Below are 22,447 nucleotides of genomic sequence, written 5' to 3' on the forward strand. Positions count from 1 at the left end.
AAAGGGCCGTTTCTGCTTACAAGAAGCGGAATTGCGCTTCTATCAAGCCGTTATAAATCCCCTCATGCGCCGTAAGCTCGGCGTGGGTCCCTTCTTCCTTGATCTCTCCGTGGTCGAGGACAACAATCTTGTCCGCATGGCGGATGGTTGACAGCCGGTGGGCTACGATGAAGGACGTCCGGCCCTGAAGCAGAATCTTCAGCGCCTCCTGAATCTTGACCTCCGTCTCCGTATCAATGCTTGCGGTCGCTTCATCCAGGATCAGGATGCGGGGGTTGGCCAGCAGCGCCCGGGCGAAGGACAGAAGTTGCCGCTGCCCCATAGAGAGCGCGCTTCCGCGCTCCTCTACCTCAGTCTCATATCCGCCAGGCAGCTTGCTGATGAAATCATGGGCGTCTACTGCCCTCGCGGCATCCTCGACTTCCTGATCCGTAGCATCCAGCCGCCCGAATCGGATATTATCACGGATCGTTCCCGAGAAAATAAAGGTATCCTGGAGCACGATACCGATCTGCTCCCGCAGGCTTTGCAGGGTAACATCACGGACATCCCTGCCGTCAATGGTGATGCTGCCGCTCTTAACATCGTAGAACCGGCTGATCAGGTTAATGATCGTGCTTTTGCCTGAGCCGGTGTGCCCGACAAGCGCGATAGATTGGCCGGCTTTGACGTCGAGGTCAATGCCTTTGAGCGCCGCACGGCCTTTTTCATATTCAAAGACTACCTTATCGAACCTGATGTCACCCTCAATCTTCGGCAGCGAGGCCGCATCCGCCTTGTCTTGCACAGTAGGCTGCTCATCCAGATATTCAAATATCCGCTCAGAGGAAGCCATCGCCACCAGCAGCTGGTTGTACATCTGGCCCAGACGGTTGATCGGGTCCCAGAAGTTGCTGACATAGGTGCTGAACGCAACCAGAAAACCGACCGTAAGCTCTCCCGACTGAATCAGGTAAGCCCCGAACCAGAACAGAATCATCGTTCCGAAGCCTCCGGTAATTTCGATAATCGGGCCAAATGCCTGGTTCATTGCCGAAGCCCTGTTCCACGATTTACGGTTATCCTTGTTCATGGCATCGAAATAATTCATATTTTCCTGTTCCTGGGTGTAGGCCTGAGTCACTCTGATCCCCTGAATGGATTCGTTCAGATGGGAATTGATCCGCGAGTTCTTCATCCGCACATCCTGCCAGGCAATCCGAATCTTCTGGCGCAGCTTGGTGGATACGAAGAACATAATCGGAACGGTAATCATCACCGCAAGCCCCAGCTTCCAGTTAATGAGCAGCAAGATTACCATAATGCCGATTAGCTGCACGCTGTCGATCATCAGATTGACGACCCCGTTCGTGAAAAGGTCCTGCAAGGAGTTAATATCATTGGTCACCCGCACCAGTACAGATCCCGCCGGGCGTTTGTCAAAAAAGTTGAACGACAGCTTTTGAATATGCCGGAACAGGTCTGAGCGCAGGTCGTAAATCACCCGTTGTCCAATCACATTCGTATATTTGATCCGGTAGACCCCGGCGACCCACTGAATCAGATACAGTACAATTACAGTGACCGTTAATGTGTACAGCAGTGACAGGCTGGGATGACCGTCCTTGGGAGCAATCGCTTTATCAATAGCCATACTCGTCAAGTATGGGACTGTCAGCTTCGTAATCGTGCCAAGAATCATTAGCGCCGATACCAAAGGCAGCATCTGCTTGGCATAGGGCTTCATATAACTGAACAGCCTCGTGAACTGCTTCCAGTCAAAAGCCTTGTCGATAACATCATCGTCCTTGTACACGAACCGTTCTTCCAGGGTCTGTGCCTCAGCTGCTGCGGCTGGCTTTAGAGCTGCATTCTTTCCTTGGTTGGCTTCGAGCTTCATGCCGGATCACCTGCCCCTCTTCCGTTGTCTCTGGCCAAAAAATCGGCGTATTGAATCCGGTAGACATCCTGGTAAGGACCGGGAACCTTAATCAGCTCATGGTGCGTACCCTGCTGAACCATTTTCCCTTCATTCATTACAATAATCTGATCGGCATGCCGCAAGGAGGAAATCCGGTGAGCAATAATCAGGGTGGTCCGTCCGCGCATAACCTCCTGGAAGCCAGCCTGAATCTCATGCTCCGTCTCCATATCAACGGCGCTGGTCGCGTCATCGAGGATAAGGATACGCGGATTTTTGAGCAGGGCTCTGGCAATTGCAATCCGCTGCTTTTGCCCACCGGACAGTCCCATTCCCCGTTCACCGACTACCGTATCATAGCCTTCAGGCATCTCCATGATGAAATCATGCGCCTTCGCAAGCTCGGCGGCACGGATAATCTCCTCCATGCTGACGTTCTTAAGACCATAAGCAATATTATTGCGGATGGAGGAGGAGAACAGGAATGTCTCCTGGAACACCGTGGCAATCTGCGACCTTAAGCTGCGTACCTGGTACTCACGAATGTCCACGCCATCAAGCGTAATGCTGCCTTCATTCACGTCATAAGCCCGCATCATCAGTTGAATCACCGTCGATTTGCCGGACCCGGTTCCCCCCAGGAATCCGATTACAGCCCCGGGCTTCGCCTCGAAATGGATATCCTTGACGGCTGGCATTTTGTTTCCGTAAGCAAAGGTCACATGGTTAAAAGCTACCTCGCCCTTCACTTCCGCAGGCACAAGCTCGCGGGCGTTGTCCTTATCCTTCACGTCAATCTGCTGATTAAGCACTTCTAGTACACGTTCTCCCGAAGCCTTGGATTGCGTATAGTTATTGATATGGAAGCCAAGACCCCATACAGGGCCGATAATATACCAAATTAAGCTGAAAAAGGCTACAAGCTCACCAAGCGACATATAATCCTTGATGACCAGCGTTCCGCCAACCCCCAGCAATATCGCTACACTCACTGAAGCCAAAAACTCCATGGCGGGAAAAAACTTGCTCCACAATTCAGCGGCAAAAATCTGATTATCCTTATAGCGTTCATTCCGGTGCGAGAACTTCTCTACCTCGAAACCTTCTCTGGCAAAAGATTTGACGGTCCGCACACCGGTAACATTCTCCTGAACAGCCGTTGTAAGAGAGCTGAGCGCAAGCCGCATCTCCTGAAAGGCCGGGTGAATCTTCGATTCAAACCGGAAGGCGACCGCAGCCAGAAACGGCATAGTGATCAAAGTGACCAGCGTAAGCTGCCAATTGATCGTGAACATCATAATAGAGCCAAACAGCACCATAAAAAATACATTCAGCAATTGGGCGAATCCGAAGCCGATAAACAGCCGGATTGCCTCAAGATCCCCGGTCAGCCGGGACATCAGGTCACCAGTCTTCGCTGTGTCATAATAGCGGAAAGACAGAAATTGCAGCTTCTCATAACAAGCGTTGCGCAGCCGGTAGGCGAGGAAATTTCCCAGCCTCCCTCCATAAAAACCATGGGCAAACTGCAGGCACGCCTTAACAAAAACTACTGCCAGTACACTGAGAGCGAGTACGGGCACCTCAGAAAACTTCAGGGGAACAATAACATCATCAATCAAACGCCTTAACAAATTTGGGGTTATAAGCCCCACTGCAGTTGCGGCAGCCAAGCAGACAATCGAAAGAATCAAATAATGCAGCTTCTCCCGATAAAAGCCCCGCAGTTGCCTGAGAACGTCCATATCTCTCCTCCTCAAAGCTTTACGAAGTAAAGCTCGCTTCGTAAGCATATCTTTTTTAGCGCTTCCATTTTAGGGACTTTATGCAGTTTATCAAACCTGTTTCTATGCAGCAAAGGGGAGAAATCACCATTTTTCCGGTTTTTTCCGAAAAAAGCAGGCTTAATCAGCAGGAAAAGGACGGCTGCAGCTTTAATTGCTTCCATTTCCTCGGAAATACTGCTCAATTAAGATTCTCCAAGATTCTGGGTATTTTCGTGTTCGCAGAGGATGCACTTTTTATGTATTTTCTGTATAGTTATTCTTTTTTTCGTCTATCAAAAGAAAACGGACTGCTCCATCGGCAGATTATATTATCTGCCGATGGAACAGCCCGCTATATTCGTTGGTATTCCGATTTATTGTTTTTTCTCCATTACAGCAAAGTAATTATTTTCAGTATCTGCGAAGTTAAACACTCTGCCAGAGGGAAGCTCTACAATTTCTCCAACTGTAACATTTTTGCCCGTCAAATCACGATATAACTGATCGAGATTCTCCGTAAAGTACATTAAAGAAGGTGTCCCCAGATTCATTTCAGGATTCATTTTGGCAACGAACTCTTTATTATGAAGAACAATGCTGGTTGCTGCACCTTTAGGAGCAACCTCGATAAATCTCATCGGGCCATTGGTTTCATCCGAAATCACCTCGAACCCTAGCTTTTCTGTCCAGAAATCTCTGGATTCCTCTTGGTTATTCACATACAACATAACTTGGCCAATTTTATTAATCATTAATTGATACACTCCTTATATGGATTAATTTATCGGGTCAGGCACGAATTGCTGATTACAATATACCTCGCAGGGAATATTCCTGTCAAGGAATATTAAATTTGAACTTTCCTTTATAAATATTAAGGTGACTGTGTATACAGCTCATGACTCAACATTCAGCATCTCATCGAGGAGCCGTATTTAGGGTTCCCTTATTATTTGCTCCCTTTACCTTAATTAATCCGAAGATGGTCCAAACAATAGAAGAAGACGAACTCAAAAAGTTCGCCTTCTACATTAAGAGGTAAATTTGAATCGGCACGAAATCAGCACGAAGTCTCTTTACCTCAATTCCAAATCCTTATAGCTACAATCATTTTCAAATATTATCCGATAGAACCTTCCATTTCGAACTTGATGAGGCGGTTCATTTCCACCGCGTATTCCATCGGCAGCTCTTTGGTGAATGGCTCGATGAAGCCCATAATGATCATTTGCGTTGCGTCGGCCTCCGTGAGACCGCGGCTCATCAGATAGAACAACTGCTCTTCGGAGACCTTGGAGACAGTCGCTTCATGCTCAAGCACGATATTGTCGTTCATGATCTCATTGTAAGGAATCGTATCCGAGGTGGATTGGTTATCCAAAATGAGCGTATCGCATTTGATGTTCGACTTCGCACCCTCTGCCTGACGGCCGAAGGAGGCAAGACCGCGGTAAGTTACCTTGCCGCCGTGCTTGCTGATCGACTTGGAGACGATGGTGGATGTCGTGTCCGGTGCCAGATGGATCATCTTCGCACCGGCATCCTGATGCTGGTCTTTACCGGCTACGGCAATGGACAGCACCGAGCCTTTGGCTCCGCGTCCTTTAAGCACAACGGCAGGATATTTCATCGTCAGCTTGGAGCCGATGTTGCCGTCCACCCATTCCATTGTGGCATTTTCTTCGGCTATCGCACGTTTGGTTACGAGATTGTAGATGTTCGGCGCCCAGTTCTGGATCGTTGTATAACGAACACGGGCGTTCTTCATGCACAGAATCTCAACAACTGCGCTGTGCAGCGAGTTCGTGCTGTAGATTGGAGCCGTACAGCCTTCTACATAATGCACGAAGCTGTCTTCGTCAGCCAGGATCAGCGTACGCTCGAACTGGCCCATGTTCTCGGAGTTGATGCGGAAGTAAGCCTGCAAAGGCACCTCGCACTTCACACCCTTCGGCACGTAAATGAAGCTGCCGCCCGACCAGACTGCACTGTTGAGCGCAGCGAACTTGTTATCTGCCGGAGGAATAATCGTCCCAAAATATTTCTTGAACAGCTCTGGATGCTCACGCAGCGCAGTATCCGTATCGGTAAAGATTACGCCCTGATCCTCCAGCGTCTTCTGCATGCTGTGATAGACAACCTCAGATTCATACTGTGCCGAGACACCAGCGAGGAACTTCTGCTCCGCTTCCGGAATCCCCAGCTTGTCGAAGGTTTCCTTGATCTCGGAAGGCACTTCCTCCCAAGTCTTGCCCTGCTTCTCCGAAGGGCGGACATAATATTGGATATCGTCGAAATCCAGATCGTCCAGGTTGCCTCCCCACGTAGGCATAGGCATCTTGCGGAATTGCTCCAGAGATTTCAGGCGGAAATTGAGCATCCACTCCGGTTCATTTTTGATTGCGGAAATTTCCTTCACAATTTCGGCCGTAAGTCCTTTACCAGACTGAAATATCGACTTGTGCTCGTCACGGAATCCGAACTGGTATTCCTCCATATCAGGCGCTTTCTTAGCCATGGTGTCAGCCTCCTTGTTTTAATGTTCTTGGTGATGTTCTTCAACATCAATGCCTTTGCGCAGCGCGTTCCATGCGAGTGTCGCACATTTGATCCGCGCCGGAAATTTATTAACACCGGAAAGGGCTTCGATATCTTCATATTCTTCAAAATCCACTGTTTCACCCTTCATCAGAGAGGAGAAACGGTCAGCCAGCTCAAGCGCATGCTGGGTGGTCTGGCCTTTGACCGCCTCCGTCATCATGGACGCCGACGACATGCTGATCGAACAGCCTTCGCCGCTGTAACGGGCATCCTTGACGATACCGTCCTCCACCTTAAGCTGAAGCGTAATGCGGTCGCCGCAGGTAGGGTTGTTCAGCTCGATTTTCAGCGCGTCATCTGTAAATGAACCGCGATTCCGGGGATTTTTATAATGATCCATAATTACACGTCTATACAAATCATCCAAGTTCATAGGCGAAATACTCCTTTGCCTTGATTAAAGCTTGGACCAGCGCATCTACATCCTGTTCGGAATTGTACAGGTAGAAGCTGGCCCGGGCTGTTGAGCTGACCTGCAGCCAGCGCATCAGCGGCTGGCAGCAGTGGTGTCCGGCACGGACAGCGATGCCCTCCGCATCCAGCACAGTAGCCACATCATGCGGGTGGACATCCCCAAGATTGAAGGTGACCACACCGACCTGACGGCTGCGCGGGCCATAAATCGTAAGACCATCAACCTCCGAGAGACGCTCCTCCGCATACGCGGCAAGCTTCATCTCATGGCGGTGGATTTCGTCCATACCGATCTCCTGCAGGAAATCAATCGCTGCGCCGAGGCCCACAGCACCGGCAATAATCGGTGTGCCGCCTTCGAACTTCCAGGGAAGCTCTTTCCAGGTGGATTCATACAGACCGACATCATCAATCATTTCGCCGCCGAATTCAACCGGCTCCATCGCTTCAAGCAAAGCCTTCTTGCCGTACAAGGCGCCAATGCCGGTAGGCGCAAGCATCTTGTGGCCGGACAATGCGTAGAAGTCGCAATCCAGATCCTGAACATCCACCTTCATATGCGGTGTGCTCTGCGCCCCGTCAACGACGATCACAGCACCGTGGCGGTGAGCGATAGCGGCCAGCTCTTTTACAGGGTGGGTAACGCCCATAACATTGGAGACATATGCGATGGCAACGATCTTAGTCTTATCCGTAATCGTCTGCTCCGCGTCCTCAAGCGTAATGGTTCCATCCTTCTGCAGCGGGATGAATTTCAGGGTTGCCCCTGTCTTCTTCGCGAGCTGCTGCCAAGGAATGAAGTTGCTGTGATGCTCCATCTGGGTAATCACGATCTCATCGCCTTCACCCACATGAGCCGGGCCGTAAGAAGCGGCCACAAGATTCAAAGCCGTCGTTGTACCCCGTGTGAAAATAATCTCCTTCGTGCTGCGGGCATGAAGGAATTTGGCCAGCTTCTCGCGGGCTCCTTCATAAGCGTCCGTTGCCCGGCTGCCCAGAGTATGAACACCACGGTGCACGTTGGCGTTATCCCATTCATAATAGGATTTGACCGCCTCAATGACCGAGCGCGGCTTCTGCGAGGTCGCCGCACTGTCCAGATACACTAAAGGATGCCCGTTGACATTCTGGTTCAGTATGGGGAACTGCTCCCGGATGGCACTGTTAATCATTGGCCTAACTTCCTTTCCACAAGAGATTGGAGCTGATTGCGCAGTCCCTCCAGTGGAATTTGCGACACAACAGGAGCCAGGAAGCCGTATATGATCAGAGTTTCTGCTTCATGCCGTGAAATTCCGCGGGACATCAGGTAGTACACCTGCTCGAAATTGACCTGTCCTACGGAAGCGGCATGGCCTGCTGTTACATCGTCTTCGTCAATAAGCAGAATCGGGTTGGCGTCGCCGCGCGCTTTTGGACTCAGCATCAGAACCTTTTCCGTCTGCTGGCCGTCGGCCCGGGTCGCGCCCTTCTCGATCTTCGTAATTCCGTTAATAATGGAAGTCGCCGAATCCCGCATAACTGCACGGGTGATCATGTCACTAGGCGTGCTTTTGCCGAAATGCTGGGCCTGTGTAGTGTAGCTGAGCTTCTGCGAGCCTGATCCCACTGCGATCACTTTGGCATCGGAGCTTGCTCCGTTGCCTTTCAGCACCGACTTGGTGTCGCTGGCTGTATCGCCGTAGTTCATCTCGCCGACAATCCATTCAATGGTTCCGTCTTTATCAACAACGGCACGCCGGTAAGTTACGTCTGTTGTGTCCTCGCCAAGCTGGTGCACTGTTGCATAACGGACTTTGGCTCCCGAACCCACGAATACTTCGACTGCACCGTTATGCAGTCCGGCTTCGGTTTTGTCCGACACATAGTTGTCGACATAAGTAACTGAGCTGTTTGCTTCGGCTACAATCAGAATATGCGGTACAAAAGCGGCTTCGGCATCATCGGTGAGCAGAACCGCCTGCAGCGGAGTCTCAATAACAACATTCTTCGGAACATAGAGGAATACTCCGCCGTTCCAGAGTGCCACATGCAGCGCGGCTATGGAATGCTCATCAGGCAGTACAGCAGTGTGCAGGTAACGCTGCACCAAATCGCCATGCTCTTTGGCTGCAGTCTGCAAATCGGTGAAAATAACGCCTTGTGCAGCAAGCTCAGGCGCGAGCCGAACATAGGCAGCACCCGAGTTGCGCTGAATAATCAGGCTGCCTTCTTCCTGGCCTTTAATCAAGTCGGCAATGGAAGCTGGTGCTTCGCTGAGAGCCGTAATGGCTTGGCCTGCCTTGTAGCTTCCATAGTTATTTACATTCCAGCGGTCAATCCGCGTCTTTTCCAGTTTTGGCAGTGCAAGCCCTGCGGCCAGCTCCAGTGCCTTCAAACGGCTGATCTTCAGCCATTCCGGCTCGCCGCTACTCTGCGACAACTCACTGAGCAGCTTTGCATCCACCGGAAGAATGGTTTGCGTCGTCATAAGTGATTTCCTCCTTCCTGGCGTCTCTTAAGCTTCTTGTCCTACCGTCTCGTCTTCAATGCCAAGCTCTTCCTTCACCCATTCATAGCCTTCTGCTTCCAAGCGCTCTGCGAGTTCAGGGCCACCGGATTTCACGATCCGGCCCTGCATCATCACATGAACGAAATCAGGTTTGATGTAGTTAAGCAAACGCTGGTAGTGTGTAATTACCAGGAAGCCGCGTTCCGGACTGCGCATGGAGTTGACGCCTTCGGCGACAATCTTGAGCGCGTCAATATCAAGGCCGGAGTCAATTTCGTCGAGGATGACGATTTTGGGGTCCAGCATCATCATTTGGAGAATTTCGTTACGTTTCTTCTCACCGCCGGAGAAGCCTTCATTCAAATAGCGGTGCAGGAACTCAGGGTTCATATCCAGTTCCTTCATCTTGGCTTCCATCAGGCGGATGAAGCGGATCAAGGAGATTTCATTTCCCTCTTCACGGCGGGCATTAATCGCGCTGCGCAGGAAGTCGGAGTTCGTAACACCGCTGATTTCGCTCGGATACTGCATAGCCAGGAACAAACCGGCGCGCGCCCGTTCATCCACCGCCATTTCCAGCAGGTCTTCGCCTTCCAGCACGGCAGTACCTTCCGTAACCTCGTACTTCGGGTGGCCCATCAGAGCCGAAGCCAGTGTACTTTTACCAGTACCGTTCGGTCCCATGATGGCGTGAATTTCGCCGCCTTTCATCTGAAGGTTAATCCCCTTCAAAATTTCCTTTCCTTCAATCGACGCCTTCAGTCCTTCAATGACAAATTCTGCTGCCATAATTAATATTCCCTCCACTCATCAATTTGCGAAATCAGAAAGTCGTATTGTAACAGGAAATCCCTGATTGCCAGCACAATTAGATTTTATATCACATTAAAATAATTATAAATTGAATCATAATGATTATCAATGATTCTCACTAATTTTATTACAAAGAATATTTTTTTACAAACATCTCTTTTCATTCCCCTGTCTATTTCAGAGGCCAAACAAAAATAAAGCCTCCGCGCGGGAGGCTCATCTGCTATTCGCATTTGCAACTGTCGCTAAAGTACCATCAGCCAAGGAATGTACGCAGCATCCACTGGCTTTTCTCCAGATCGCTGCGGATTTTGATGAACAGATCGGCCGTTGGGTGATCGCTGGCCTGCTCTGCCAGTTCAATGCCTTCTGTAAGCTCTTCAGCTATGGTAGCGAAGTCTTCGATCAGCGACTGGACCATCCCGCGGGCGTCCTCTTTACCGGTAGCTTCCTGAATGGAGGCGAGCTCTAAATATTCTTTCAGCGTAGCCGCGGGGCTGCCTTTGATGCTCAGCAGGCGTTCAGCCACCTCGTCCATTTTGAGTGTAACATCATCATACAGCTCTTCAAATTTCACATGCAGGGTGAAAAATTGCTCCCCTTTCACATACCAGTGAAAATTATGAAGCTTAACGTACAGCACATTCAAATTTGCAACCTCACGGTTAAGGACTTGTTCCAGTGAAGTGGCACTAGCTTTTTTAGTTGTTTTAGACATAAATGATCCCTTCCTTATCCATAATTTAGCCGGCTGCTAGTCATGGTTCGGCAGCAGTTGTCTATATTCAAATTACCCTTTTGCATACAAGACGAAACAAATGTCCTTATGCAGGCGCTATTTACATAGGATGATCCAAGTCAGAATTCCTTATGCTAAAAAGAGGCCCAGAATGGCCCCTTTTTACTTTCATCTGAACAAATGCAAGAGCTCTCCCTACACCATAAGGAGCAGGGCCTCAGCCCCGGTCATTCCCGGTACAATCCCAAGCTTCTCCGCTTCATGGGTAACAGACTCCAGCGGGGCGGCAAGCAGCTCTGGCAAGGTGCGCACACCAACCGCACGGGCGGCAATAATCTGCCGGTCGCTAAGCTTCTGATTAAGCAGGCCCACATCAAGCGCCCCGCACATGATATAGCCCCGGCTTGTGCTGATAGACAGCAGCGTTGTTTTGGGAAGTTTCACTTCGACGCCAACGAATTTATGATCGCCTACAGTAACAGGTTCAATTGTAACCATTTTGCAGTACCTCCTATTTTCTCATTCCGCTCCCTGCACGATTTATTTGTATGCTTCAGCCCCGGTCAGGGTGTGAAGGATGGGCCTTTTTCCCAAATAAAATGAAGGGCCCAAAGTCCCTTTTTTCAAGCGTCGAGGTATATGCTTATTGGTTAATTAATGGTATAGTTTATATACTTTAATAATTTGTTTTGAATTGTGTCTAACGACAAAGCTGGGGGATCTATGGACAAGAAACTACAACACACGGACGGCAATTATTTATTTAACGTCGACATCTTGATTAATGCCCGTACTAACCCGCTTGCACTGCAATATCTTCTTGAAATGTTGAACAGCAGCGACAAAATTACCGATTTCAACATTAACTCAGGACTTGAGCTCGGAAGAACGATTGACACCCTTCTCCGTTCTGCAAAGCTTGCTCTGAATCATGAGTCGGCTCCTGCAACTCAAATTCCACTTAAATTGCCAGTGAAGCAGGCGGACAAGCAGACAGAACTGCCTGCACCCAAAAGCCCCCCTACAGGCACCCCAGGAGAATCACCTGCGGATGTGTACGGAAAAATCAGATCATACATCCAGAACAATCAACTGGTCCGGCTCCGGACGAACCGCCAAGGCAAGCAGGTATCCATGCCCTGCCGGATCCTGAACTTTGATGAAGCGGCCAATTCAATAAGCGTCTACCATGTAGACGAGAAGCACGTGTACACCTTTAAGCTCAATGAAATTGATGAATTTCTGTAAAATCACAGCTAGAATACACAAGCAGACAAGCACCTGCCCAGGACCTTTTTCCTTGGGAGGTGCTTGTCTTATTTAGCGAACATGCCAGTCTTCAATTTTTACGGGAAAAGGCTTCGAAAGCCAGGCAAAGCCAGCCGGCAATAAAGCACACACCGCCAAGGGGGGTGATCGCTCCGAGCACCTTGATACCCGTGATACTCAGTATATACAGGCTGCCGGAGAACAAAATGATTCCCAGACCAAGCAGCCGCCCCGCCCAGAGCAGCCGGGGGCTTTCGCCCCATTGTCCGGCAACGAGGCCAATAAGAATCAGGCCTAGTGCATGAATCATATGGTAGTGCACACCGGTCTCGTACACCTGAAGATAATCCTCACTAATCACCGGCTTGAGCATATGCGCTCCGAACGCGCCTATCGCCACAGACAGCATGGCCAGCAAGGCTCCCCAGGCTATAAATCTTCGTTGCATGGATATACAGCTCCTTAGTATTGGATTTCCCTTATCTTAACTTACGGGCACCGCTTATTTCCAGCGCAGGGCGCTATGGAACTTTTTGCAAACAAACGCTTGCATTTGCCTCTGTCTTATGGAAAAGTGGATAATGTAAAATTATTCATCTAATCTAGTAGGGAGTGCCGCCAATGGAAGAACCAAACAAATATGATCTCAAACATTCGGGACCCGGCATTGCTTCATTCGTGATTGCCCTGGTTACAATTATCGGTTACATTATCACCTTTGTATCTGTAGGCGTTCAGGCTTCTTCAATTCTGAATGAGAACAACCAGTTCGTCTCCGATTCCGCAAAGACGATTATGTACCTTGGATTGTCCGTGCTAATCCTTGCAGCGGTTAACGTAATCGGGGGCGTCATCGGCATTATTGGACTCAGCCTGCGCAGCCGCCGCAAGGTATTCGCAATCATCGGCACCATTATTAATGGTGTCATCCTCCTGCTGTTCATGCTGATGATTGCAACCGTTCTGGTAAATGCAGGCTCCGCATAACGCATAACACCATAACCCCGTGGACATCATTGCTGGTGCAGCACAAGGACCGTTTCCGGTAACATTCGGGAGCGGTTCTTTGTATTTTCCTAATATCGCTGCTGCGATTCCCATTTGCCTGGCGAATAGGCACCTGCCCGAAGCATAGAGCCCTGGCATTAATACAATGGTGGAGAGTCCATAATTTACAACATCCCTTGAAGGAGTGGTTCCCTTTGAAAATAGATATCGGCTGCGGGTCAGCCAAAGAGTCAGGATATCTGGGAATTGACCGTACGGACTGCCCTGGAGTGGACATCGTCTGCGATATCAATGAAGGAATTCCGCTGCCGGACAATACTGCCGAATTCGTCATGGCCAGCCGTGTACTGCCGTATGTAACCGATTTGTTTGCGGTAATGGCGGAGATCCACCGGATCAGCAGCCATAAGGCTGTCGTTTGTATCCTGGCCCCCTATGCCCACAGTTTCCCTCATGCCTCCAATCCTCTGTTCAAGCAGAAATTTGACGAATATACTCCCCGGTACTTCACAAGCTGCTTTTCCCAGCCCTCCTTCGGGCTGTGCTCCCCGGAAATTGCCGATTATCCGGTGCCGGCGCCGCCCTTTGATTTCCGGCTGCTGCGGATGGAGCTGTTCTATCAATATCCTTTTGACGATACTCTGTACGAAGCCGAGGAGCTGGAGGTTCTAAAGACCCTTCAAGCCAATGTGGTTCATGAGATTATGTACCATTTGGCTGTAGTCAAGCGCAAGATCACCCTTGAAGAGCTTGAAGCCATGAGCAGAAACCGTTACCCCGAGCCGCGGGTAATTCTGGAGCGAAGACATCAGCCGCAGAACAGACATAATTTCCCTCGGATAAACTAACCTTGGTCAAACATTTCCAGCCGAACTGAACATAGGCTAATATAGTACAGAAATTCACACCGTCCCGATGCTTAAGACGGTCTGTTTTTTTACGTGATCTATACAGCTTCTGTGCAAGGAGGTGAAAATCATTCCTCTTGTCGTTCGGGCTACGATCAATGCGACCGGAGCCATCACGTTCACAGGCAATACGCTGGGACTGAGCCGCTCTGACACAGCCGGTGTTCCGGGCACGCTGGACAGTATCGGGGGGTTCACGACAGTCAACACAGCATCCGTATACGGGACGTACCCCGCCGGCACCACAAGCCTGTATCAAAGCAATAGCTCTGCGGCCATCCTGACGATTCCCTCCGGAAGCACAGTGCTCTATGCTGAACTGATCTGGGGCGGCTCTTATATCAACGGTTCGGTTAATCTCACTTCGGCGATCAATAATCCTGTAACTTTTATCAATCCTGCGGGAACCAGCTTCAGCATCACACCGGATGCGGCTACCAGCAATACGGTAGACCTCGGAAACGGAGCTTCCGCTTATGTCCGTTCAGCGAACGTAACCAGCATTATTCAGGCAGGCGGAGCAGGGACGTATACGACCGGAGGCGTAGTCGGCACCATTGTCATCAGTAACGATTCCACCGCCAACCATGCCGGCTGGACGCTCGGGGTAATCTATCAGAATCCGTCGCTCCCCTTCCGCAACATGTCGCTGCGGGCAGGTGCTGTGCTGGTGCAGGCCAGCTCTGATCCGGTTGTCACCACGATCACCGGATTCGCTACTCCGGTATCCGGTGCATTGGGCGGACGTATTCTGTTCAGCGCCCAGGAAGGCGATGCCAACCGTTCAGGAGACCAGGCGCTTTTTGGACCTACCTCTGCCACGCAGGCGGCACTGTCGGGTCCCAACAATTTTTCCACCAATTTTTTCGCTTCACAAATTAATAATGACGCCGGAGCGCTGAACACCACCGGGACCTTTGGAACACGCAACCAGACCAACGGCAGCCCCGGCACGAACATCACTGGCGGACGTCAAGGCTGGGATATCACCAATGTCGATGTTTCAGCAAGGCTTGTGAACAACCAGTCTTCAGCGCTGTTAACCTTAACCACATCGGGCGATGCTTACGTCGTCAATGGAAATGCACTTCAGATTGATATCAATGCTCCCAAAATTACTTTAACCAAAAACTCAAATGTAACCGGAACAATCGTCGGCGATACCGTGACTTATACGGTAATCACCAGCAATACGGGCACTGCCAGCGCAACCAGCGCCGTCCTGTCAGATGTCCTGCCGTCAGGCTTAACCTTTGTAGCCGGCAGCGTCGTCGTAGCCGGTGTATCCAAAGCTTCCTACGATATAACTGCCGGCATTCCCTTGGGAACTTTAGCATTTGGGACATCAGTAACTGTTACATATCAAGCCAAGGTCACCTTATTGCCCGGCGCGCAGATTGTCGCCAATACAGCGGTTGTTGCATTTTCGTTTCAAAGTGTAGCTGGCGGAACGATTGTGACCGGGGTCATCCCTTCCAATACAAAATCTTTGCCTGTCTATTCACCTATTCTCGGGATTGTCAAAAGCGCAAACACCACCAACGCAACCGTCGGCGATCAAATTACCTATACACTGCAAATTGCCAATACCGGCAACATCGCCGCGGCCACCACGATAACAGATAACATTCCGGGCGGAAGCTCCTATGTTGCCGGCAGCTTTACGGTCAATGGAACTCCGGTAGCCGGCAACCCGGCCACAGGCATAGCCATAGGAACAATTGCCGCAGGAGCAAGCTCTACCGTCCAATTCCGCGTGTTGGTGGGCAGTCTGCCTTCACCGCCTCAGCTCGTCGATCAGGCAACTGCAGCCTATACTTTTCTGGTCCCTGATGGCCGTACGGTAGCAGGATCTGCCGCCTCCAACACCCTTACAATTCCTGTGACGCTGCCGAACGTAGCCGTAGTCAAAAGCGCAAGTCTGCCTGACGTTGCCGTAGGCGATATTTTGCTCTATACCTCTGTCATTAGCAATAACGGAATTGCCGCAGTTACGAATGTAGTGTTGTCCGATCCTATTCCCGCCGGGAGCACCTTTCTGGCAGGAAGCGTCACAGTTGGCGGATCAACTCGGGCCACTGCCGATCCAGGCACGGGGATCACCGTAGGGACTATTGCGGCTGGAGCCAGTGTAACGGTCATTTTTCAGGTAACTGTGACTTCCGTCCCCTCACCGGCACAGCTCAGCAACCGCTCATCAGCCTCTTACAGTTCGGGAGCCTTTACTGCAATAACGCAATCCAATACCACTGCTACACCTGTATATCAACCGGTAATTGGCATTGTGAAGAGTGCAAATACAGCCAGCGCTACTGTAGGAGCAAATGTACTGTATACACTGCAAGTGCAAAATTCGGGAAATCTGGCCTCCACGGTTATTCTAAGCGACAGCATTCCGGCTGGCTCATCTTTTGTGGCCGGGAGCGTAACGGTAAATGGCGTCGTCCGTCCTGCGGATTCGCCGTTAAGCGGAATATCGCTGGGGGCTGTGGCTCCCGGAGCAACAGTTCCTGTCACTTTCCTGGTCGCTGTTCAGTCGCTGCCCTCCCCTGCCGTTTTGAACAATCAGGCAAGCAGCAGCTACACCTACCAATTGCCTAGCGGCCGTTCCTTCTCAGGGGGCAGTCTGTCCAATACAGTCAGCCTTCCGGTGTCTGCTCCGGGAATCACAATTCTCAAAAGCGCCAATCTGGCAGACGTCGCTGTGGGAGAAAATATTACCTATACAGCAGCGGTCTCGAATCCCAGTGGTGTAGCTGTGGGCAATGTAGTCCTGTCCGATCCCATTCCTGCAGGAGGGGTATTCGTAGCCGGAAGTGTAACCGTGAACGGGTCCACTTTCTCCTCAGCCAATCCGGGCGCGGGTATCGCACTTGGAACCATTGCGCCAGGAGCTACAGTTACCGTTGCTTTCCAAGTGAATGCCGCTTTCTTGCCGAGTCCGGCCGTGTTCAGTAACAGGGCCAGCGCTTCTTTTTCAGCAGGAGCTTTCAATGGAACAGCTTTGTCGAACACAGTGACTACCCCGATCTTCACACCGGTAATCAGTCTGGTCAAAAGCGCAAATGCCGCGCAGGCCTCCGTGGGCAGTTCTTTGTCCTACACGGTCCTTGTCAGTAACACCGGCAATATCGCCGCCAGCCTGAATCTCACCGACACCCTGCCGCCACAGGCAGCTTTTGAAACCAACAGTGTGAGCATCGGCGGCACGCCGCTGCCGGGGTACAGCCCTCTAACCGGTATTCCGGTCGGTCCGCTCGCACCTGGCGGCAGTGCTGCCGTTTCTTTTCTCGTCACCGTTACAGGGCTGCCTCCCGGCCAGCAGCTTCTGAATACAGCCGCTGCCGATTATAGCTACACGTTGCCGGACGGCCGTCAGCTCGGAGGAAATGCTGTATCGAACATGCTGGCTGTCCCTGTCTCCGCTCCCAATGTCAGCATCGTAAAAAGCGTGAATGCAATCGACGCCGTTCCCGGCGACATTCTTACATTCACCTCCGTGCTCACCAACAACAGCATTGCTGCTGTCAGCCATGTCATTCTCAGTGATCCTCTGCCTGAGAATGCGGCTTTCATTCCCGGAACCGTAATTGTGGGCGGCATCCCCCAGCCGCTATCAGTTCCGTCTGCCGGCATTCCAATCGGCAATATGGGCCCAGGGGCCTCAGTTGCCGTAACATTCGAGGTGAGAATAACCATGCCGATTCCTTCACAGATTAACAACCAGTCAACTGTCAGCTTTACCTCCGGTGTTTTCTCGGGCTCATCATCTTCCAACACCACGACCACACCGGTAACCCAGCCGCAAATCTCCTTGGTGAAAAGCTCCGACAATCTCAACAAATCGGTCGGCGATACTGTTGTCTACACGATTGTAGTCAGCAATACCGGGAACCTGGCCGCAGATGTCATGCTGACGGACAACATCCCGGCAGGCACTGTATTTGATCCTAACAGTGTAATCGTCGGCAACTTTCCACAGCCGGGAGCAGCACCGGCTACCGGGATCGCAGTAGGTACCGTCGCTCCCGGAGCCAACGTTACCGTAAGCTTCACCGTCATTATTGTCTCACTTCCTTCCCCGCAACAGCTTGTTAACCAGGCTGCCACTACCTACACTTTTACTCCTCCTGACGGTCGTCTGCTGTCCGGCACAGCGGTATCAAATATTGTAACGATAACGGTCTCAGCACCCGATGTTACCGTAGTGAAGAGCACCCTATCCACAGCGGCGGCTCTAGGGGATACGATTACTTATTCCGTAAGCATCACCAATGCTGGCCTGGAGCCTGTGAACAGCGTGCTGCTCAGTGATCCAACTCCACCCGGAACAACCTTTGTAACTGGCAGTGTAACAGTGAACGATACTTCTTTTCCAAGCGCCAACCCGACTACCGGAGTATCTATTGGAACGCTGGCAGTCGGCACCGCTGCCACAGTTACTTACAAAGTAAAGGTCACCTCTGCTCCTGCCAGCGCTTCAATCAACAATCAGGCAACAGTTACGTATACATCCGGCGTTGCTTTTTCAGGCTCAACCTTCTCCAATCCGGTTAGCATTCCTTATCTTCAGCCTGTGATCACAGCGGCCAAGAGCGCCAGTACAGCGAATGCCACTGTCGGCGACACCGTAACGTACACACTGACCGTCCGCAACACTGGCAACTATGCAGCTAGTCTAACGGTAACAGATGATATTCCGGCCGGTACCACATTCGTGGTCAACAGTGTGCTGATTAATGGGCTGCCGCTGTCCCAGGCCGATCCTTCAACCGGAATCGCAGCAGGAACTATTGCTCCGGGGGCAACCGTAGCGGTTGCTTTCTCAGTAGTCATTACCTCGCTGCCCTCGCCGCAGCTGCTCGTCAACAAAGGAACTGTGGCTTACAGCTTCACTTTGCCGGACGAACGGACACTCGGCGGTTCGGTTATTTCCAACACTGTTACGATCCCAGTCTCAAATCCCAATCTCGCCGTCCTCAAATCCACTGAAACAACAGCAACCACTCTGAATGACACAATCATCTATTCTGTAACTCTGACCAATAACGGTATTTCTGCCGTCAACAACGTTGTATTTACAGATGCGCTGCCTGCTGGTACGGCTTTTGTTCCCGGCAGCGTGAAGGTGGATGACATTACACGTCCAAGCGCCTCACCGGCAACCGGAGTCACCATAGGCAGCATTGCAACAGCCGCTTCAGTAACGGTAACTTTCAGTGTAACTGTAACCTCACTTCCAGCAAACGGGCTGCTAAGCAATCAATCCTCAGTCAGCTTCACCTCAGGCGCGCTCTCAAGTGTAGCCTTCTCCAATACAGTAACAACACCGGTCTACCAGCCGGTTGTTAGTGCAGTCAAAAGCTCAAGCTCCGTAAATGCAACAGTAGGGGATACGATTACCTATACTGTGAATGTCAGCAATACCGGCAATTATGCAGCTGCGGCAACTTTAACCGATACCATTCCAGCGGGGACTACCCTGATTCCAAACAGTGTGCAGATTAATGGGTTCCCCTCCCCTGGCGCCAATCCGGCTACCGGAATCACACTTGGCTCCATCGCAGCCGGGGCAAGTCTGACTGTAGTTTTCTCAGTCGTGATCGTTACACTGCCGGTTAGTCAGCAGTTAAGCAACCAGGCTACGATTTCCTACTCGTATGTCCTTCCAGATAACCGGACCTTTAATCAACACATTGTTTCTAATGTCAATCTGATCTCCGTATCCTCGCCTAATGTCCAGGTGATTAAAAGCTCCACGGCTGCCGATGCCGTTATCGGGGATACCATCACTTACAGACTTACCGTTTCTAACAACGGCATAGAGGCCATTAATAACGTCGTTCTCAGCGACCCCCTTCCGGGCGGAGCCTCCTTTGTCGCAGGCAGCGTGGTTGTTGGCAGCACTCCGCTTCCCGCAGCCAATCCAGCTAACGGTATTGCTCTGGGTACAATTGCACCGGGCGATTCGATGGTTATCCTATTCAAGATTCTGGTTAATGCGCTGCCTGCTTCGACCACGCTGAGCAACCAGGCTTCTGTAAACTTCACCTCTGGCGCTTTCTCAGGGGTCACTTACTCCAATACATTCATTACCCCGGTATATCAGCCGTTCATTAACATTGTGAAAAGCGCGAATACTGTTAGCGCAACAGTCGGAGATACAGTCACTTACTTCCTGAATGTCACCAACACCGGTAATCTGGCAGCAAATGTCACGATTACAGATTCCATACCAGCAGGTGCTGTGTTTGTTCCAAACAGTATACTCGTGAACGGTTCAGCCCTGCCGGGAGCCGACCCGACAAGCGGAATCAATATTGGCGCGGTGGCACCAGGAGCAACCGTAATTGTATCCATCAGTCTTCAGATTACTGTGGCTTCTTTACCTCCAACACAGCAGCTTGTCAACCAGGCTTCTTCCAGCTTTACCTTCACTCCGCCGGACGGCCGTCTGCTCTCAGGCTCTTCGCTTTCGAACGTTCTGGTTATTCCGGTATCCTCTCCAGACGTAACTGCAGTCAAGAGCACTTCTGCTATTGATGCAGTAGTCGGAGATGTTATAACGTATACCATTGTGGTTACCAATAACGGAATTGAGTCCGTCAACCATGTAGTGCTGGTTGACCCTATTCCGGCCGGCAGCCAGTTTGTCACAGGAAGTGTGGTAGTAGATACGGCTGCCCGTCCTGATGCGAACCCGGGCTCAGGCATTGTTATCGGGACGATCGCGGCTGGCGCTTTCTCAACAGTAATCTTCAAGGTAAAGGTCGTTGCGTCATGAGCACAGACCCATACCTCCAACCTGTAGTCAGCAATCAATCCATTGTCCTGTTCAACTCGGCTGCAGGGGCGGATGCGATATCTTATTCCAACACCGTCAATACCATGGTTGTTGGCCCTGTTCTTTCCTTGTTAAAAAGCGCGGATAAATCAAGCGTCTCCCTGGGGGAGACGCTGATCTACACCCTCGTCACCAGAAATGACGGCAATGTAGCTGCACTGGCTACCCTTACAGATGCCCTTCCAGCCGGAGTAGTCTTTATTTCCAACAGCGTACTGAGAGACGGAGTGCCCCTGCCCGGGGCATCGCCGTCTTTCGGCATTCCGCTGGGAACTATATTTCCACAGACCGAGGTTCGTATTGTCTTTCAGGTTATCGTCATCTCATTGCCTCCTTCGCTGGAGCTAAGCAACAAGGCCAGAGCAACTTATTCATTTGCCACTCCCGAAGGGAGGGAGGGGCAGGGCGAGATTTCCTCCAACAATGTACGGGTCTCCCTGATCCCTTATCAGCTCTCTTTGCTGCTGTCGGCAAGCACGCTTACTACTTTTGTTGGCGATGCTGTAACCTATACCCTGCAGTTGAGGAATGAGGGAACCCGCCATCTCACTGGCATTCTCGCAGCCATTCCAGTACCGGACGGAGCCATCTTCATTCCTGGCAGCGTCATCGCCGGCGGCATTTATTTGCCGGACGCAGATCCTGAGCAGGGAATACAGCTTGGAGCCTTGAATGCAGGTGCGGCTGCCGACATTTCCTTCAGCGTGCGGATTGCATCGCTGCCTTTCACAATGGACCCGGCGCTGGTCACCCATGCACTTGTCACCTATGGAGCCGAAGGCTCTACGGAAACAAGCAAGAGCAATAGTATCGCATTATCCGTTGTTCAATCAGGTATTTCCGTTAGTCTAAAGGTCGATCTGTACAGTGCAGCTCCAGGCGATAAACTTCGCTATGAGTTCACCATCCGAAACAGAGGGAATTTGGCCGTAACAGCGGTACTCACCAATGTCATTCCAGCAGGCACGCTATTTGTCTGGGACAGCGTTAATGTGAATGGAACTCCCCGGAAGGACATCCGTCCCGGAGAAGGGATTCAGCTCGGTACTTTAACTGCCGGCTCTACGGCCATAGTGAATGTTCTGGTCGCCATCCCTGCCGCTATAGGCATCGCCCAGACCCCAGCCATTCAAAATCAGGGAAACGTACAATATACATTCGCCCTTCCCGACGGACGGAATGTAAGAGAGACTGCGCGCTCCAACGCTGCAACCACTTTACTGCTCTCCCCGGTCATTTCTGTTGAAATGGCGGGCGAGCCTTCAATCATCGAGCACAGCGACATCGCCAGGTTCGGCATCGTTGTTGCCAACAGCGGAAATTATCCCGCCGATGTAACTATAATTCAGATCCTTCCTCAAGGATGCATCCTGGAGCCGGACATGGTTACGATCAGCACGCTCCCGTCACCTGGTACTCCATACAACGGCACAGTGCCCCTCGGAGAACTGCAGCCAGGCCAAACCGTGAAGCTCAGCTACTCCGTCAGGATCAACCCGGCCTTTATGGGCCTTGTCCTCCAGGGTTTCTCAACCGCGTTATATCTCTACACCATTGACGGGCGCAGATACTCCGGCGAGGTCCGTTCGAACAGCTATAAACTCATCATCGAAGAAATCAGTGAATAAGTCAGTTCACATATCCCCCATCCCCATGAATATACTTTAGTTACAACCTGCCGCTTCAGTTGCCGC

The 22,447-nt window shown here is 51.1% G+C and carries 17 protein-coding genes; 5 read left to right on the forward strand and 12 right to left on the reverse strand.

All coding sequences use genetic code 11. The features are described 5' to 3' along the window. Positions 1 to 16 precede the first annotated feature (16 nt). The 11 genes from AC0LWN_RS18280 to AC0LWN_RS18330 form a co-directional block, all read right to left on the reverse strand. Positions 17 to 1,879 carry an ABC transporter ATP-binding protein gene (locus AC0LWN_RS18280; protein WP_474667761.1) on the reverse strand — a complete coding sequence of 621 codons (1,863 nt, stop codon included), beginning with the start codon at positions 1,877 to 1,879 and terminating at the stop codon, positions 17 to 19. Continuing rightward, positions 1,876 to 3,645, reverse strand: a complete 1,770-nt coding sequence (locus AC0LWN_RS18285; protein WP_458962873.1) for an ABC transporter ATP-binding protein — start codon at positions 3,643 to 3,645, stop codon at positions 1,876 to 1,878. Before AC0LWN_RS18285 ends, AC0LWN_RS18280 begins: the two co-directional genes overlap by 4 nt. Before the next feature lie 11 nt (positions 3,646 to 3,656). Next, on the reverse strand, positions 3,657 to 3,869 hold the full coding sequence (locus AC0LWN_RS18290; RefSeq protein WP_474667764.1) for a hypothetical protein: 213 nt from the start codon (positions 3,867 to 3,869) through the stop codon (positions 3,657 to 3,659). Positions 3,870 to 4,040: 171 nt separating this feature from the next. Continuing rightward, entirely contained in the window at positions 4,041 to 4,418 is a 378-nt protein-coding gene (locus AC0LWN_RS18295; protein ID WP_474667766.1) for a VOC family protein, read from the reverse strand. Between the two features lie 368 nt (positions 4,419 to 4,786). Then, on the reverse strand, positions 4,787 to 6,184 hold the full coding sequence (sufB, locus tag AC0LWN_RS18300) for a Fe-S cluster assembly protein SufB (RefSeq protein ID WP_474667768.1): 1,398 nt from the start codon (positions 6,182 to 6,184) through the stop codon (positions 4,787 to 4,789). 18 nt (positions 6,185 to 6,202) lie between these two features. Beyond that, positions 6,203 to 6,640 carry a Fe-S cluster assembly sulfur transfer protein SufU gene (gene sufU, locus AC0LWN_RS18305; protein ID WP_474667770.1) on the reverse strand — a complete coding sequence of 146 codons (438 nt, stop codon included), beginning with the start codon at positions 6,638 to 6,640 and terminating at the stop codon, positions 6,203 to 6,205. Further along, the gene (locus AC0LWN_RS18310; RefSeq protein WP_474667772.1) at positions 6,627 to 7,853 is read right to left on the reverse strand and encodes a cysteine desulfurase; all 1,227 of its coding nucleotides are present in this window, start codon (positions 7,851 to 7,853) and stop codon (positions 6,627 to 6,629) included. Before AC0LWN_RS18310 ends, sufU begins: the two co-directional genes overlap by 14 nt. Next, complete coding sequence (gene sufD, locus AC0LWN_RS18315) at positions 7,850 to 9,151, reverse strand: Fe-S cluster assembly protein SufD (RefSeq protein ID WP_474667774.1); 1,302 nt, start codon at positions 9,149 to 9,151, stop codon at positions 7,850 to 7,852. Before sufD ends, AC0LWN_RS18310 begins: the two co-directional genes overlap by 4 nt. Before the next feature lie 27 nt (positions 9,152 to 9,178). Then, positions 9,179 to 9,961 (reverse strand): Fe-S cluster assembly ATPase SufC, encoded by a 783-nt coding sequence (gene sufC / locus AC0LWN_RS18320; protein WP_458962867.1) that lies wholly within the window; start codon positions 9,959 to 9,961, stop codon positions 9,179 to 9,181. 280 nt (positions 9,962 to 10,241) lie between these two features. Beyond that, entirely contained in the window at positions 10,242 to 10,703 is a 462-nt protein-coding gene (locus tag AC0LWN_RS18325) for a Dps family protein (protein WP_474667777.1), read from the reverse strand. A gap of 216 nt (positions 10,704 to 10,919) precedes the next feature. Continuing rightward, on the reverse strand, positions 10,920 to 11,222 hold the full coding sequence (locus AC0LWN_RS18330; protein ID WP_474667779.1) for a YunC family protein: 303 nt from the start codon (positions 11,220 to 11,222) through the stop codon (positions 10,920 to 10,922). Positions 11,223 to 11,447: 225 nt separating this feature from the next. Here AC0LWN_RS18330 and AC0LWN_RS18335 point away from each other — a divergent pair, with 225 nt between their 5' ends. After that, positions 11,448 to 11,972, forward strand: coding sequence for a hypothetical protein (locus AC0LWN_RS18335; RefSeq protein ID WP_474667781.1), 525 nt, complete (start codon positions 11,448 to 11,450; stop codon positions 11,970 to 11,972). Positions 11,973 to 12,063: 91 nt separating this feature from the next. Here the strand turns inward: AC0LWN_RS18335 and AC0LWN_RS18340 are convergent, their stop codons facing one another. Beyond that, entirely contained in the window at positions 12,064 to 12,441 is a 378-nt protein-coding gene (locus AC0LWN_RS18340; protein ID WP_474667783.1) for a DUF423 domain-containing protein, read from the reverse strand. A gap of 173 nt (positions 12,442 to 12,614) precedes the next feature. Here AC0LWN_RS18340 and AC0LWN_RS18345 point away from each other — a divergent pair, with 173 nt between their 5' ends. The 4 genes from AC0LWN_RS18345 to AC0LWN_RS18360 all read left to right on the forward strand — a co-directional run bounded on the left by AC0LWN_RS18345 (position 12,615) and on the right by AC0LWN_RS18360 (position 22,381). Continuing rightward, a complete protein-coding gene (locus tag AC0LWN_RS18345) occupies positions 12,615 to 12,980 on the forward strand; it encodes a hypothetical protein (RefSeq protein WP_458962862.1) in 366 nt (121 codons plus the stop codon). Positions 12,981 to 13,195: 215 nt separating this feature from the next. Beyond that, complete coding sequence (locus tag AC0LWN_RS18350) at positions 13,196 to 13,849, forward strand: class I SAM-dependent methyltransferase (RefSeq protein WP_474667785.1); 654 nt, start codon at positions 13,196 to 13,198, stop codon at positions 13,847 to 13,849. Between the two features lie 130 nt (positions 13,850 to 13,979). Beyond that, positions 13,980 to 20,693, forward strand: coding sequence for a DUF7507 domain-containing protein (locus tag AC0LWN_RS18355; RefSeq protein ID WP_474667905.1), 6,714 nt, complete (start codon positions 13,980 to 13,982; stop codon positions 20,691 to 20,693). Further along, positions 20,690 to 22,381: a hypothetical protein gene (locus tag AC0LWN_RS18360; protein ID WP_474667787.1), complete on the forward strand. Its 1,692-nt coding sequence runs from the start codon at positions 20,690 to 20,692 to the stop codon at positions 22,379 to 22,381. Before AC0LWN_RS18355 ends, AC0LWN_RS18360 begins: the two co-directional genes overlap by 4 nt. Positions 22,382 to 22,447: the final 66 nt, after the last annotated feature.

It is taken from the genome of Paenibacillus sp. sgz302115 (genome assembly GCF_056120445.1).

Bases quoted from the DNA above. Each gene is read 5' to 3' on its own strand.
- AC0LWN_RS18345 (WP_458962862.1), top strand. From the start codon at position 12,615: ATGGAAGAACCAAACAAATATGATCTCAAACATTCGGGACCCGGCATT.
- AC0LWN_RS18335 (WP_474667781.1), top strand. From the start codon at position 11,448: ATGGACAAGAAACTACAACACACGGACGGCAATTATTTATTTAACGTC.
- AC0LWN_RS18330 (WP_474667779.1), bottom strand. From the start codon at position 11,222: ATGGTTACAATTGAACCTGTTACTGTAGGCGATCATAAATTCGTTGGC.
- AC0LWN_RS18285 (WP_458962873.1), bottom strand. From the start codon at position 3,645: ATGGACGTTCTCAGGCAACTGCGGGGCTTTTATCGGGAGAAGCTGCAT.
- AC0LWN_RS18340 (WP_474667783.1), bottom strand. From the start codon at position 12,441: ATGCAACGAAGATTTATAGCCTGGGGAGCCTTGCTGGCCATGCTGTCT.
- AC0LWN_RS18280 (WP_474667761.1), bottom strand. From the start codon at position 1,879: ATGAAGCTCGAAGCCAACCAAGGAAAGAATGCAGCTCTAAAGCCAGCC.
- AC0LWN_RS18310 (WP_474667772.1), bottom strand. From the start codon at position 7,853: ATGATTAACAGTGCCATCCGGGAGCAGTTCCCCATACTGAACCAGAAT.
- sufC (WP_458962867.1), bottom strand. From the start codon at position 9,961: ATGGCAGCAGAATTTGTCATTGAAGGACTGAAGGCGTCGATTGAAGGA.
- AC0LWN_RS18360 (WP_474667787.1), top strand. From the start codon at position 20,690: ATGAGCACAGACCCATACCTCCAACCTGTAGTCAGCAATCAATCCATT.
- AC0LWN_RS18325 (WP_474667777.1), bottom strand. From the start codon at position 10,703: ATGTCTAAAACAACTAAAAAAGCTAGTGCCACTTCACTGGAACAAGTC.
- AC0LWN_RS18295 (WP_474667766.1), bottom strand. From the start codon at position 4,418: ATGATTAATAAAATTGGCCAAGTTATGTTGTATGTGAATAACCAAGAG.
- sufB (WP_474667768.1), bottom strand. From the start codon at position 6,184: ATGGCTAAGAAAGCGCCTGATATGGAGGAATACCAGTTCGGATTCCGT.
- sufD (WP_474667774.1), bottom strand. From the start codon at position 9,151: ATGACGACGCAAACCATTCTTCCGGTGGATGCAAAGCTGCTCAGTGAG.
- sufU (WP_474667770.1), bottom strand. From the start codon at position 6,640: ATGAACTTGGATGATTTGTATAGACGTGTAATTATGGATCATTATAAA.